The sequence below is a fragment of the Granulicella arctica genome, assembly GCF_025685605.1.
GTDB classification, from domain to species: Bacteria; Acidobacteriota; Terriglobia; order Terriglobales; family Acidobacteriaceae; genus Edaphobacter; species Edaphobacter arcticus.
Genome location: NZ_JAGTUT010000001.1, coordinates 2,918,279 through 2,932,629, shown reverse-complemented (window position 1 = coordinate 2,932,629; position 14,351 = coordinate 2,918,279). Strand labels below are relative to the sequence as shown.

Genomic DNA, 14,351 nt, shown 5'->3' with positions numbered 1-14,351 from the left:
TGACCAACAGGACAGGAGACGCTTCTTCGGAGTAATCAACGAAAGAAGTCTGTACCTTTGTAACGTAGTTAGGCTATCGTTACGGCTTATCGCCGTCTAAAGTGAGCTTTTCCGCTACTTGCTTCACGTCCTACCTGGAGAACTCTCATGTCTTACGTATCTTTCATCGGGACCAGCATCTCGATCGCCCTCATGTCCTGCGTTCTTCCATGTTCAGCAACACATCTCACTTTCGATGGCGACAGCACCACTGACCTTCAAGCCGTCAGTGGTTTGAAGATCAAGGTGCGAAGTGGCCAACACGCCGTCGTTGGAGCCAGCATTCAGCTCTACGAGGCGGACCTGACCACGTATACGGGAACTTCGACCGAACTCCTGTCAAATCCCGGGATTACAAACAAAAGCGGAAACTATGTCTTCTCCACGGTGCCCGCCTGTAGTCCAGATTCGCTCGTCTATTTTGTGGCTACCGGGGGAGATGCTGGCGGTGGCAATGATCCTTCTATTGCTCTGATGACCGCGGTTGGCTCCTGCAAAGCTCTCGCTGCTTCGTCATCTATCGTAATCAATGAGGCGACTACGGTAGCTTCTACCTACGCGTTGTCCGGCTTCATGTCCTCACTTGGCAGCGTCAGCGCCAACGCAACCGTGGGTACAAACAATGGCACGGAGCGCGCCTTGATCGGCATTACCAATGCGTTTACCACGGTTCATAGTCTTGTCGGCATCCATACTGGTGTGGTCCGCACCATGACTCCCGCGGGCAACGGTACGGTGCCCCAGGCGAAGATAGGCTCTTTAGGCAATCTGCTGGCCGCATGTATCCAGTCGGCAGGATTCAGCAGTGCCGCTTGCTCGGGGCTCTCGTCAAATGCAAAATCACCCGGTGGCATCGCCCCGACGGATACGGTACAGGCGATGCTCAACATTGCGCACAGTCCCGGCTCAAACATAGCGGCCTTGTACACGCTATCTTCCTCAAGTACAGCCTATGCGCCTACACTCTCCGCGGTTCCTAACGACTGGACCATGCCCATCACCTATACCGCAAGCGCCCTTATCAATCCGGCTGGCATCGCAATTGATGGAAGGGGCGATATCTGGATCACGGATAGCGGCCTGTCCCCAAGTACTTCCAGCGTACTCAAATTGAAGAATAACGGCGCTATTCTCTCAGGAACAAGCGGCTTCACTGGCGGCGGGTTGCTCTTTCCGCGCTCGATTGCGATTGGCCTCGACGGAGCTGCCTGGGTCCTTGCCGGCGGTGGCATGAATGGAAATATCGTCAAATTAGCAAGCGATGGGACCGTACTTTCCGGTACAGAAGGCTTCAACGGCACCAACATCAACGGCCCTGGCGAGCTCGCGATCGATGGAAAAGGTGATGTATGGGTGACCTTGAATGGTGGGGACATCGTGCCGCCTAGCGTGATCAAGCTGAGCAAAGATGGCACAATCCTTTCAGGTAAAAAGGGCTACACCGCCGGAGGCATGAACAGTCCCGGCTGGATTGCTATCGACAGCGCCGGCGAAGCCTGGATCTCCAACAATAATGATCTTAATGTCACAAAACTAAGCAGCAAAGGAGCTGTTTTGTCGGGAACTACAGGGTTTCTTAGTGGAGGTAACGGCGGACCTCCCGGCACTATCACGATCGATTCCAGCGGCAATGCTCTTGTCCTGAGCTCTTCAGGCCGTGTGACCAGGATCGCCCCGGACGGGGATTCGAATCTGACCTTCTGGACCTGTTTCGCTGGACAGCAGTCGCCCACCATATCCTGTCCAGATTTCGGAGCGTTCAGTATGGTGCTCGACGGGACCAACAACATCTGGGCTCCTGTTAACTACCGGGTATTCAACTCTCCGGGAAGCACTTCCGTGAGTGGCCTGTCCGAGTTCAGCTCTACTGGATCGATGCTCTCCGTACCGTTGGGATACAACGGGCCAAACTATCTGGCGGAGGGCATCGCCATAGACAGCTCGGGGAATACCTGGACAATCTTCACTGGCGCACCGGTAACCGAACTGGTAGGTGCAGCTACGCCCGTGGCGACGCCGCTATCGGTGGCTGTTCGTGACGGCGTCCTGGGTCAGCACCCGTAAAGCCGATGTAGTGCCACAAGGCACTCAATTGACGACTTTCCCCTGTTTTCCTGGGACATCATTTCAAGCGAGTTGCGTTACGCAGCCTTGCACCCTTTACAATCTCCTCAGAGACTTACGGGCGGTTAGAGAACGTCCTGCGAATCCAAGGGAGTACGATCCATGACCAAAGCAGACCTCGTCGATAAAGTCACCTCCCTCGGCGACCTCACACGCAGGGACGGCGAAATCATCGTCGAGACACTCTTCGACTCCGTAATTGGCGCCCTGAAGTCTGGCGACAAGATCGAGATTCGTGGTTTCGGCAGCTTTCGCACCCGCCAGCGTAAGGCACGGACTGGGCGCAACCCAAAGACCGGCGATAAAGTCGACGTACCAGCCAAGCGAGTTCCCTTCTTCAAGCCATCGAAGGAACTGCGCGACGCCGTTAATCCGGGTGGCGTAAAAGCCAAGTCTCTCAAGGATATGCAGCACATCGATCCACACCATCCGCCTGCCATGTAAGCTCCGCCTCAAGGTATCCTGAGTCCACGCTGGTTATCTGGACCTTCAGGAGTTCCCCGTGCACCGCAAACGCTTTACCTGCGCCTTGGCTATGAGCCTGTTAGTCTCACCGGCCTTGTACAGCCAGCACGCCTCGTCGCGATCAGACGCCAGCAGCCAGATGGATCGGGATCTGCTCGAGATCGATGTTCCTCGCCTGCATGCCCTGTACGCCCATCATAAGTACACCGTTACGCAGGTGACCCAGTGGTACCTCGACCGCATCGCGCGCTATAACCCTGTCTATCGACCCGTAATCCACGTTGATGCGATAGGTGCGCTTGCCGCCGCAGCGCATGAGGAGGCGGAAAAGGGACGGCATGGTCCGCTCTGGGGCGTACCAATCCTCATCAAGGACAACACCTGTATCACCGGAGTGATCACCAGCGACGGATGGTCGGGCTTTAACATCGCCGGCAAAGAATTCATTCCCTCGACTGATGCATCGATTGTGAAAAACCTGCGCGCAGCGGGGGCGATCCTCTTAGGCCACACGAATATGCCAGACTTTGCCGCAAGCGATACAAACTTCAGCTCTGCGGGAGGGCGCACCGGCAATGCCTATGATGTGCGATTCTCACCTGGTGGCTCTTCCGGCGGAACGGCGACGGCCTTAGCTTCTAACCTCGCCGTCTTCGGTCAGGGTACCGATACGGCCAATTCGATCCGCATTCCTTCGTCTGCCGACTCCCTGGTTGGCCTGTTGCCAACACGCGGCCTGGTCAGCATCGCAGGAATCGCTCCTCTGGACTGGCTGCTCGACAATACCAGTCCCCTGGCCCGCGACGTCACGGATGCAGCCATCGCACTGGACGTGATGGCAGGTGACCTGCGGCGGGATCCCCTGGATTTCCGGACAGCTGACAGGGCAGCCAACGCGCAGAAGCTTCCATATACCAGCTATTTGAAGCGAGGAGCCCTCAAGGGTAAGCGGTTTGGGGTTCCGGCATTCATCCTCAATCCTGTACCTGCGGCTGGTGCAGCACCCGATCGCGGAGCCGTCCAACTCGCACCTGAAACCCGGGAGGCATTCCTCAAAGCGCTGGACCAGATGCGCTCTGCTGGCGCGACTATAGTGCTCGATGGACACATCCTCACACCCGAGTTCTCACAGCTGATCCGCGCAATCAACACGCGGCCCTATCGTGCCGAGGGAACCATGGCGTACCTGCACGACTTTGGACCTTCAAGCTACAAAACGCCGGAGCAGTATGAAGCGGTAGCGGGAGCGAAGTTTCCACCCATGCTCCTTGGCCTGGGAACCAACGCGACGCCTCAGCGAACCTTGGAATCTGATCCTGACAGAGACACCACATTGTTCGGCCCCCAACAGAAGGCCCTCGCCGAGTACGACGCCACGCTCGCTCGCTTTCACCTTGATGGCTTCGTCTATCCTGCACTGCAGATGCCGCCAAACGACGAAACACCAAAGCCGGGTGAACCACAAAGCCGTGGCCCCCATAGTGCCACTGGCTGGGCAAACAAAATCGGTGTCCCCGCGCTCGTTTTGCCCGGAGGTTTCTATGCGAATGGAATTCCCTTCGGCATGGAACTCTCAACCACTCGATGGCACGATGGGGATCTGCTCGGCTACGGCTACGCTTATGAGCAGGCAACACACAACAGGAGGCAGCCAAGGCTTACAACGCCCTAGGGCTAGACAACTCCTACAATACTCATCATCCTTCCCGTAATTCCCTTGTCGATGCGGTGCGAAAAGTACTTTCGGGCTCCGGTCTTGGTCTGTGCGCACCCTGTGCATTCCGCAATTACAGTGACATTGCTGGAGGCAAGGCCGGAACGCATCAGTTGAAGGCGATTAGCCTCCCAAAGGTCTAAATAGCCATCGTTGAAGAGTCGCTCTGACCCTGAAAAGTGGGTCCGGAATGAGCGTTGTACCTCTTCGCCGACCTTATAACAGCAGGCGCCGATCGATGGTCCAACTGCAGCGACCAGCCCTCCCGGGTCGGAACCGAATTCGCTGATCATGCGGAGCACGCCTTCGCCGACGATGTTCCGAACCGTTCCCCTCCAACCGGCGTGGAAGACGGCCACGACACGCTTCTCTACATCAACGACCATAACCGGCACGCAATCGGCCGTTTGGATGCCAAGCAGGACCCCTGGCAGCTTCGTTATCAAACCATCACCATCCAGCAAGGCGCGGCCCTGCTCTGTTACGAATGGTTCGGAATGAGTTCGAACGACATGACTGACTGCTGAATGTGTCTGGCGCAGGGTAATGAGGGGGCTTGCCGAATCCTCCGCCGCCACAGCGTGCACCAGCCGCCGTCGATTCTCCGCAACGGCAAGAGGATCATCCTCATTCGTCCAGCCAAGGTTCAGCGAACCCTCTCCGTAAATCGTGGAGACGCCACCCAGACGTGTACTGAAACCGTGCCGGAGCCACGGAAACCTCTTCCAGCCTTCGACCTGCACAAGATCCACTGACTCTCCAACCTTCTGATACCTACTAAGTTAGGTTCGTTTCGCCATCAACTCGCATCTACTCGGGTGGAGCAGAAATTACTCCAGCATCCCGATCCAGGACGTCGGGTGTGACGTTTCGCTACTCAAGTCGTCCTAGCCAATGTTGCAGTAAACGCAATTGCGAGTATGACGTTCACTCTCCACGATCTGAGCTAGAATTGCATCCTGACGCACCGGTCGATGTGATCCGGCGATTGCGTCCTTAGAGAGTACATGACCACGACAACTGCCAAGTTTCTGCGCTCGCGCATCAGTAAGGTTTGTGTTGCCATCACGGGGACAACTCCCGCCGAAATGGTCGAAAAAGCGACGGCGGTCATCAAAGAAACTCCATTCCTGGAGTTTCGACTCGATTATCTCAATAAGCCGCTACTCGCTCTACCCCTGCTCAAGCAATTCTTTATCGAGAACACAGCGGTAATCGCGATTGCGACCTGTCGCCGGAGCGCGAACGGAGGCAAGTTCGACGGAACCTTGAATGGCGAACTCGACGTTCTGATCAAAGCCTCCGAAGCAGGTTTTCACCTTGTCGATCTGGAAATCGAATCAGCAGAAGCATTGAAGAAAGCTGAGCTGCAGAAGCAGCGTGAAGCCGGAGCGGCTCTTCTTATCAGTCATCACGACTTCAACTCGACGAAAGATCTCGACCGCGTCTTTGCGCGAATCCAGGTATTTGAGCCGGATTTCGTCAAAATCGTTCCAACGGCCAAATCCCTTATCGATAACGTCACCCTGATCCGCTTCCTTGAACGAGTAAGCGATAGTGCAAATGTAGTTGGAATCTGCATGGGGGACGCGGGAATCATCTCCCGCGTGCTTGGCCTGCGGGCGGGCGGCGCATTCACCTTTGCCTCAGCCAGTTCAGGCGATGAGACTGGCCCCGGTCAGATCGATGCCCGCAGCCTGATCGACCATTATCGAATCGATCAGATCGATGCAGCGACGAAGATCTACGGCGTTGCCGGGAATCCAGTCAAGAGCTCCCTTTCGCCCATCATGCTGAACAGCGCATTTCGTCGGGAGACGGTCAATGCCGTTTACTTGGCGCTACAAGCCACCAAACTGCCAGATCTCCTGAAGCTGATTCACGAGATACCGATTCAGGGCATCAGTGTCACCATGCCGTTCAAGCAAGAGGTCATGGCCTTTCTTGAGAAGACGGATCCGCTATCAACCAAAATTGGCGCTTGCAACACGATTCTTCGCGCACCCGACGGCAAACTCTATGGTTTCAACACCGACGTATCGGGTGTCATCCGCCCTCTTGAAAAGCGAATTTCATCCCTTAGAGGAGCAAAAGTCCTTGTTCTCGGAGCGGGAGGGGTCGGTCGCGCTGCTATCTTCGGTCTGCGGGACAAAGGTGCCGATGTCTTTATTCTGAACCGCACCCCGGAGACCGCTCAGAAGGTTGCGAAGCAATCCGGCGCAAAGACGATCAAGCGGGAGGCGATTGCCAAAACCACCTTTGACGTCATCATTAACGCGACCTCCGTCGGCATGGCTGGCCAGAAAGCCTCATCCTTACTCGAGCCTAAAGAATTGAATACCAAGCTGGTCTTCGATCTCGTCTACAACCCCCTCGAGACGCCTCTTCTTCGGATGGCTCGGCAACAAAATATTCCCATCATTACCGGCGTTGAAATGTTCGTTCAGCAGGGTGCGCGCCAATTTGAGATATGGACCGGCAAACCCGCGCCGGAAGAAGAAATGCTGCGTGTCGTCCTCCACGCATTGCGCAAACAGGCGGATACTTCTCTGGAAGCGTCTGTTGCTAAACCAGTCAAGCTCAAGATAAAGGCGAAGTAAGTGGATCACCCAAAGAGAAGACCCAGCCTCGGCTGGGTCTTCTCTTTGGGATTATGACACCTAAATGCTCTTGCCTTGAGCCGAAGCTAGTTTCTCTTCACCCTCTCGACGCATCGCATTTGCATCATCGTACTTGTGGCCGTCATCGCCGGCTTCACTCCAGAGCTTGTCAGCTTGCTGGACTTCCTGCTCAGCTTCATTGCGATCGATCTCTTCAGGCCTGAGCGCTGTCTCAGCGAGGATGGTAACCCGTTCGGGAAGCACTTCGACAAATCCCCAGGCGACGAAAAACTTCTGCTCACCAGAAGCTCCCCCATGCAGCCTAACCTCACCTGCACTCAACTCCGCCAGCAAAGGCGCATGTCCGTAAAGCGCCTCCATGTAACCCGACATTGAGGGCAACTCTACCGCGTCCGCCGTGGTATCGATGAGGACGCGGTCAGGCGTTACCAACCGAACTGCCAGCGTACCCGAGCTGTTTGTATTTTCTGCCATGTGATTATGCCGTCTGCTTCATCTTCTCAGCTGCAGCGAGTACATCTTCAATCCCGCCCTTGAGGTAGAAAGCCTGCTCAGGAATAGCATCGTGTTTGCCATCGATGATCTCCTTGAAGCTGCGAATCGTATCCTCAACCTTGACGTAGGCACCAGGAATACCCGTAAAGATTTCAGCAACATGGAAGGGCTGCGACAAGAAGCGCTGAACCTTGCGAGCACGGGCGACGGTGGTCTTATCCTCGTCGGAAAGCTCATCAATGCCGAGAATCGCGATAATGTCCTGAAGATCCTTGTAGCGCTGAAGGATCTTCTTGACACCCTGAGCCACATCGTAATGCTCCTGGCCGACAATGCGAGCCGACAGGATGCGCGATGTAGAGGTCAAAGGATCCACAGCCGGATAAATTCCGAGCTCTGACAAGGGCCGCGACAGCAACATCGTCGCATCGAGATGAGCAAAGGTTGTAGCTGGCGCGGGATCAGTAAAGTCATCCGCAGGAACGTAGACAGCCTGAACCGACGTGATGGAACCCTTCTTGGTAGAAGTAATACGCTCCTGCAGTTCGCCCATCTCCGTAGCAAGGTTCGGCTGATATCCGACGGCTGACGGCATACGGCCAAGCAGCGTCGAAACCTCTGAACCCGCTTGCGTGAAGCGGAAAATGTTGTCGATGAACAACAGCGTGTCCGCACCCTCTTCGTCCCGGAAATACTCGGCAACAGTCAGAGCGGTGAGAGCGACCCGCAGACGCGCCCCTGGGGGCTCGGTCATCTGGCCATAAATCAGTGCGGCTTTGCTCTTATTGAAGTCATTGACATCGATAACGCCCGACTCCTGAAATTCATGCCAGAGGTCGTTGCCTTCTCGTGTGCGCTCACCAACACCCGCAAACACCGAAAAACCGCCGTGTTGACTAGCCACGTTGTTGATCAACTCTTGGATAACGACAGTTTTCCCGACTCCCGCTCCGCCGAAAAGGCCGATCTTGCCGCCCTTAAGAAAGGGCAGGACAAGGTCGATGACCTTAATGCCGGTCTCGAACATCTCTTCAGAAGTCGATTGCTCGTCAAACGCTGGCGCCTGCCGGTGAATGGGCATATGCACCTTGGCATTGACTGGGCCGAGTTCGTCGACTGGCTGGCCAAGAACATTGAGTACCCGGCCCAGCGTCTCCCGGCCGACCGGCACCGTGATGCCGCTGCCAGTGTCGATCGCCTTCATGCCGCGGACCATGCCCTCGGTCGCCACCATGGCGATGCAACGCACACGACCCTCGCCGAGATGCTGCTGCACCTCAACGACGATGTCAAGCGGCTGAGGCACGACGAAACCCTCGCTGACAATGCGAAGCGCCTGGAAGATCGGCGGCATCTTTGCTTCCTCAAATTGAACGTCGACGGCCGGGCCGCTGACCGAAATTACTTTTCCAATATTCTCGTCTGCCATAGTCTTCTATCTCTCTGGTACACCGCTTAGAGAGCGGCTGCACCACTTACAATTTCGATGATCTCCTTGGTAATCGCCGCCTGGCGTACACGATTCATCGTCAGGCTGAGGGAGTCAATCAGGTCCCCGGCGTTCTTGGTCGCTGCATCTGTTGCCGTCATGCGCGCTGCATGCTCTGACGCCACACTCTCGAGCAGAGCATGAAAGATTTGTGTGGTCACATACCGCGGCATAAGGTGGGCGAAAAGCTCCTCGGGCGACTGGTCAAAGATGTAATCAACGTCAGCCGTACCGAACTTCTTTGCTTCCTCTTCCATCTCTACCTTGTCCGGTTCATGCACACTGATGCCTTCAGACTGCGCGGCCCGGGCTGCGGCATCGCGCTGCTCTTCAGTCATCTCTTCTGCTGAGGCGATCTCCTGTGATCCAAGCTTACGAATCGGCAGAAGTTTTTCCACGACAACGCGCTGCGAAATAACTGACTTGAACTCGTTGTAGACGATGTAGACGGAATCGATCTCGGCGCGCTCGTAGCGCTCAATGATCGATCGCGCCATCTTGCCGACGGCCTCGAAGTCTGTCTTCAGCAGCAGATCAGTGTGTTCTGCAACCACTTCAACCTGGGCGGCACGATGGCGAATCGTATCGTAGTGAGTCGAGAGATCGTTATCGTAGTGCTGCTCAGTCTTCTCGTAGCTAGCCGCAGGAATCTTCTTCCTGTAAAGCGCAATCGCCTTCTTACCAACCGGCTCCAGATCCACGTTCTCGCCCTCGCCGGTGCGAGTATTGATAAACTTCTGCGCGGCCTTACCGATGTTCGAATTGAAACCACCGGCGAATCCTTTATCGCCAGCAATCACGATGACGAGAACGCTCTTCTCTTCACGCTCGAGCAGCAAGGGATGAAGGATCTCCCCCGTCTCTTCATTGTAGATATCGGTGCGGCGCACCAGAGACTCCAGCACATTCAACAGCATCTGCGCGTAAGGCCGAGCCTGCATGGCACGTTCTTGAGCCCGGCGCAATTTAGCCGCCGAGACCATCTTCATCGCCTTCGTAATCTGCCGCGTGTTCTTCACACTGCGAATGCGGCGCCGTAGATCGAGAACGTTTGCCATAGGCTACTTGTTACCCACCGTTGCGTTTGCTGGGGTAGTCTGCGATGCAGTGGAGTCCTTCTTATCCGCCTCAGCCTTATCCTTCAAGGATGCCAAGAAACTCTGCTTAAAGTCCTTGATGGCTGTAGTGAGGCGACCACGGATATCGTCGTCCAAAGCCTTCTTGGTAGCAATATCCGTCAGGATCGCGGGCTGTGCCGACTCGAGATAGCTGTAGTAACCATCTTCGAATGCCCGCAGATCCTTCACCTCGACGTCGTCGAGCAGACCGTTTACACCGGCGAACAGAATGGCAACCTGCTTCTCCGCGGAAAGAGGCTGAAATTGCGGCTGCTTGAGCAACTCAGTCAGTCGCTGTCCACGGTTCAACTGTTGGAGCGTGACCTTGTCAAGATCGGAGCCGAACTGCGAGAAGGCTGCGAGTTCTCGATATTGTGCAAGGTCCAACTTGAGCGTTGAACCGACTTGCTTGGTCGCCTTTGTCGCAGCTGAGAAACCTACACGCGAAACCGACAGTCCAACGTTGACGGCGGGACGTACGCCCGAATTGAAGAGATCCGTCTCGAGGAAGATCTGGCCATCCGTAATCGAAATAACGTTGGTCGGAATGTACGCGGACACATCGCCCGCCTGCGTCTCGATGATTGGCAGCGCGGTCAGCGAACCGCCACCGAGCTTGTCATTGACCTTGGACGAACGCTCAAGAAGACGCGAATGCAGGTAGAAAACGTCACCCGGATAAGCCTCGCGACCTGGTGGGCGGCGGAGAAGTAGCGAAATCTCGCGATAGCTTGCAGCATGCTTTGAAAGATCGTCGTAGATGATCAGGGCATGCTTCCCGCTATCGCGGAAGTACTCGCCCATCGCCGTCGCGGCGAAGGGAGCCAGGTATTGCATCGGTGCGGGCTCAGACGCAGTCGCAGCAACTACAATCGTGTACGCCATTGCGCCGTAGGATTCCAGCGTCTGTACAACCTGGGCAACCGAAGACCGCTTCTGCCCGATTGCGCAGTAGATGCAGATCAGGTTGTTCTTGGCAGAGTTGATGATCGTATCAAGCGCAATCGCAGTCTTACCGGTCTGGCGGTCGCCAATCAGAAGTTCGCGCTGACCGCGGCCAATCGGGATCATCGTGTCGATCGCCTTGATGCCGGTCGCCATTGGTTCGCGCACCGACTGGCGATCAATGACACCCGGAGCCAGTCGCTCGATAGGCAGCGTCTGATCTGTATTGATTGGTCCCTTGTCGTCGATTGGCTCGCCCAGCGCATTCACGACCCGACCGATGAGTGCCTCGCCAACGGGAACGGACATAATCTTCCCGGTCCGCTTGACCTGATCACCTTCTTTGATTTCGGTGTAGTCACCGAGTAGAACGGCTCCAACCTGATCCTCATCAAGGTTCATGGCGAGACCCGCCACACCATGCGGGAACTCGATGAGCTCTCCAGCCATAACTTTATCCAGGCCGTGGACGCGAGCAATACCGTCGCCAAGCGAAATGACGGTTCCCACCTCATCAACCTGAATACGCTGCTCGAAGTTATCTATTTGCTGGCGAAGCAGCTCGGTTATCTCGTTTGCATTGATCTGTGCCATGTTTTTATCTCTTACCTGAATCTCTCTCGTGCTGAATACTTATACGCAACGTATTACGCGTTGATGAGTTGTGTTTTCAATTGCTGTAGCTGAGCAAGCACTGAGCCGTCATAGACCGTAGAGCCGATTCGCACGATCGCCCCGCCAAGGAGTGAGCTATCTTCCCTGTAGCTGGCCCGAACTCGTCCGCCCGCCAGCTTTGCCACCTGCTCCTCAAGAGCGGCGCGGTCGTCGCTGTGCAGAGGGTGCGCGCTCGTAATCTCGGCCTCGGCAATACCCGAGTCCTCGTCAGCCACCAAATCATACTCAGCAATGATTTCATCAAATGCTGCGAGCCGATGGTGGTCCATAATGACTGCGATAAAATTTCTGATCTCGCGGAACATACCCATCCGGCCAGCGATCGCGTCAAGCAGCCGAAGCTTTTGATCTTGGGGGATAGACGGATTGAGCAGCACCTCGCGAAGATCGGAGCTGCCGGAAAGTGTGCCAGCGAAGTCGCGCATCTGCTGCTGAGCCGCAGCAATGTCAAGCTTCTTGGCATCAATGACCTGGGCTAACGCGTGCGCATATCGAGGAGCAAAGACTGCCATCAGTTCTGCCCTCCCTTGTCGTTACTCAGGCGTTGCGTGAAGCTCTGAATCAGCAATCGATCGGTCTCAGCGTTGATAATCAATTTGTGGCCAGCCTGCTCGATTGCAAGCTCCGCTGCGTACTGCTGCAGTTGGCGATGTGCATGCAGCGTCGCTGCGGCAATCTCCTGCTCCGCGGCGGCCAGAATCTTTTGCTTCTCTTCCTCAACGGACGCCTTGATACGCTGCTCGTCGAGGCTCGAATCTTTGTCGGCCTGCGCCCGCAACTCGGCGATTTGACCGTCCAGCTTGCCAAGTCGCGCCTCTACAGAGCCTAACCGCGCATTCGCCTCTTCGGTAGCCGTACGGGCGTCGACCAGGTGCTTCTGGATGGCTGTATTCCGACTTCGAAACGTCTTCGGTAACGCTTTGGCAAGGAACCAGCCAAGCAGGGCAGCCAACACGATAAAGTTGGCAACCTGAAAGGCCGTGGCGGCCTGATCCGGATTCATACCGAGCTTGGCACCTAACGCGCGGACTGACGGTGATTTCAGATACGCAGCATTCTCGTCCTCTTCACCCTTTTCCGCATCAGGAGACTGCGCCGATGGCGTGCTTCCATTCCCGCTCGCACTTACCCCCGAAGGTTGCTTGGCTTCCTGGGCGAGAGCATGAGTCTGCTGCGCCAGGGCAAGCGCGACAAAGAGAAAGCTGGCGAAAATCTTCTTGAACAGGTCCTTGGTCACTGTGGCGCCTCCGTAGAGGCAACGCCCGCTGGCAGCACAGCCCGCAGGATCTGCATACTCAGTTCGGCGCTCAATCCTTCGATCTGCTGGCGGGCTGCTGCTGTGCTCGTCTCGATCTCTTGCCGTGCAGTTCGGATACGGGCCTGCATGGAGGCACGCACTTCGCCCAGCGCCTGGTCACGCTCCGCATTCCATTGCTTCAATTTCTGGTCACGAACTTGGAATATCTCGGATTTGGCAGCCCGCAGCTTGTCTTCGTACACCGCGGTCTCAGCCTCTGCTGCGGAGATTGCTCCACGCGCCTGCTCAACGGCTCCAACGGTACGGGCACGGCGCTCAGCCAGAATTTTATCCAGAGGACGACGAACCAATAGACCGTAAGCGGCTACCAGCAGAATAAACAGAACCATAGTCGGCACGGAGCCAAGCACAAGTTCACTAAGTTTTTTCAGTATCTCATCCATGAAAGGGGTGGCAGGAGCCTTCTCGAAGTCTTTACAGGTCTACTGTTTAGGTAGAGTTACAGCTCTTTGCGAATCGTGCAGCTTTGAGAGCTGGCTGGGTTTGCGGTACTCCTATTTCTAGCAAAGCCAACTACCAGTGTCAAACCTGGGACGCGATTATTCGTCAGTCCCTGCCACAGGTCCTGATGAAAGAGGTTGACTTTGCGAAACGTGAGCCTAGAATTAGAGGTACACCATGACCTTGTGATCTAGGTCATACAGGCCGCGTGACCGGGGACACCACCTCCGCTCCCCGTCAGGCGGGCCTGTAGATGCTTAGCCAAATCCTCAGCATTCCGTGCTCAATCGAAGATTTTCATCTCGAATGAGCTAGGTGCCGCTGGACTCTCGAGTCACAGGTTCATGAGTTTGCGACACGGATCCCGCCACCGAAGGTCCGCTCGATGGGCGAGCCTCTCCACGGTCGGAGCGCATTTCAGATTTCAGCTCGATATGTGCGCCAGCGCGTCCGCTTACTACCGTCGAAATGGCATGTTTGAAGATCAACTGCTCCTGGCTGTTGTTCTCAAGCAATACGGAATATTTATCGAAAGAGCGAATCTTGCCTGTCAGCTTTACCCCACTCACCAGGTAGATCGTTATCGGGCTTTTATCTTTACGGACAGTATTGAGAAATGTGTCCTGGATATTCTGTGCCGGCTTTGGTTCCATAGTGCCGATCTCCTTCTTGTCGCAGCATGTACAAAGTCTGTGCGCCCTGGGGGCTGACACAGGTCAACAGTTCAGGGACGAAATAGTCCCAAGGAAAGATTCGTTGACGAGAAACTATCTTTTCAGATAGATGTCGCCCACGAGTTCAGGTTTGCCAACGATACGAGTATGTTTCGAAACTTACAACCCAATCTGCGTGCATATCCATAAATTAGGACGGATGAAGGGGCCAAAGGGTACTCGTACAGCACGCT

13 protein-coding genes are annotated in these 14,351 nt (G+C 55.6%); 4 read left to right on the top strand and 9 right to left on the bottom strand.

The genetic code is table 11. From position 1 onward, the window contains the following. Window positions 1–147 precede the first annotated feature (147 nt). The 3 genes from OHL20_RS12495 (at window position 148) to OHL20_RS12485 (ending at window position 4,300) form a co-directional block, all read left to right on the top strand. Complete coding sequence (locus OHL20_RS12495; RefSeq protein ID WP_263383507.1) at window positions 148–2,103, top strand: NHL repeat-containing protein; 1,956 nt, start codon at window positions 148–150, stop codon at window positions 2,101–2,103. 162 nt (window positions 2,104–2,265) lie between these two features. Next, the gene (locus OHL20_RS12490; protein WP_263383506.1) at window positions 2,266–2,607 is read left to right on the top strand and encodes an HU family DNA-binding protein; all 342 of its coding nucleotides are present in this window, start codon (window positions 2,266–2,268) and stop codon (window positions 2,605–2,607) included. Window positions 2,608–2,665: 58 nt separating this feature from the next. Continuing rightward, window positions 2,666–4,300, top strand: coding sequence for an amidase (locus tag OHL20_RS12485; RefSeq protein ID WP_263383505.1), 1,635 nt, complete (start codon window positions 2,666–2,668; stop codon window positions 4,298–4,300). 2 nt (window positions 4,301–4,302) lie between these two features. Here OHL20_RS12485 and pgeF read toward each other — a convergent pair whose 3' ends face one another. Continuing rightward, complete coding sequence (pgeF, locus tag OHL20_RS12480) at window positions 4,303–5,094, bottom strand: peptidoglycan editing factor PgeF (protein WP_263383504.1); 792 nt, start codon at window positions 5,092–5,094, stop codon at window positions 4,303–4,305. A gap of 255 nt (window positions 5,095–5,349) precedes the next feature. Between pgeF and aroE the strand changes: the two genes are divergently transcribed. Continuing rightward, window positions 5,350–6,942, top strand: a complete 1,593-nt coding sequence (gene aroE, locus OHL20_RS12475) for a shikimate dehydrogenase (RefSeq protein ID WP_263383503.1) — start codon at window positions 5,350–5,352, stop codon at window positions 6,940–6,942. Window positions 6,943–7,002: 60 nt separating this feature from the next. Here aroE and atpC read toward each other — a convergent pair whose 3' ends face one another. The 8 genes from atpC to hfq form a co-directional block, all read right to left on the bottom strand. Continuing rightward, window positions 7,003–7,437 carry an ATP synthase F1 subunit epsilon gene (atpC, locus tag OHL20_RS12470; protein WP_263383501.1) on the bottom strand — a complete coding sequence of 145 codons (435 nt, stop codon included), beginning with the start codon at window positions 7,435–7,437 and terminating at the stop codon, window positions 7,003–7,005. A gap of 4 nt (window positions 7,438–7,441) precedes the next feature. After that, a complete protein-coding gene (gene atpD, locus OHL20_RS12465; RefSeq protein WP_263383500.1) occupies window positions 7,442–8,887 on the bottom strand; it encodes a F0F1 ATP synthase subunit beta in 1,446 nt (481 codons plus the stop codon). A 26-nt stretch (window positions 8,888–8,913) separates the two neighbouring features. Continuing rightward, window positions 8,914–10,005 carry a F0F1 ATP synthase subunit gamma gene (locus OHL20_RS12460; protein WP_263383499.1) on the bottom strand — a complete coding sequence of 364 codons (1,092 nt, stop codon included), beginning with the start codon at window positions 10,003–10,005 and terminating at the stop codon, window positions 8,914–8,916. Between the two features lie 3 nt (window positions 10,006–10,008). Beyond that, complete coding sequence (gene atpA, locus OHL20_RS12455) at window positions 10,009–11,604, bottom strand: F0F1 ATP synthase subunit alpha (protein WP_263383498.1); 1,596 nt, start codon at window positions 11,602–11,604, stop codon at window positions 10,009–10,011. Between the two features lie 53 nt (window positions 11,605–11,657). After that, window positions 11,658–12,197 (bottom strand): ATP synthase F1 subunit delta, encoded by a 540-nt coding sequence (gene atpH / locus OHL20_RS12450; RefSeq protein ID WP_263383497.1) that lies wholly within the window; start codon window positions 12,195–12,197, stop codon window positions 11,658–11,660. Beyond that, complete coding sequence (locus OHL20_RS12445) at window positions 12,197–12,922, bottom strand: F0F1 ATP synthase subunit B family protein (protein WP_263383496.1); 726 nt, start codon at window positions 12,920–12,922, stop codon at window positions 12,197–12,199. The genes atpH and OHL20_RS12445 overlap by 1 nt, the downstream gene beginning before the upstream one ends. Continuing rightward, window positions 12,919–13,332, bottom strand: coding sequence for an ATP synthase F0 subunit B (locus OHL20_RS12440; RefSeq protein WP_263383495.1), 414 nt, complete (start codon window positions 13,330–13,332; stop codon window positions 12,919–12,921). Before OHL20_RS12440 ends, OHL20_RS12445 begins: the two co-directional genes overlap by 4 nt. A gap of 423 nt (window positions 13,333–13,755) precedes the next feature. Further along, window positions 13,756–14,097, bottom strand: a complete 342-nt coding sequence (gene hfq / locus OHL20_RS12435; protein ID WP_263383494.1) for an RNA chaperone Hfq — start codon at window positions 14,095–14,097, stop codon at window positions 13,756–13,758. Window positions 14,098–14,351: the final 254 nt, after the last annotated feature.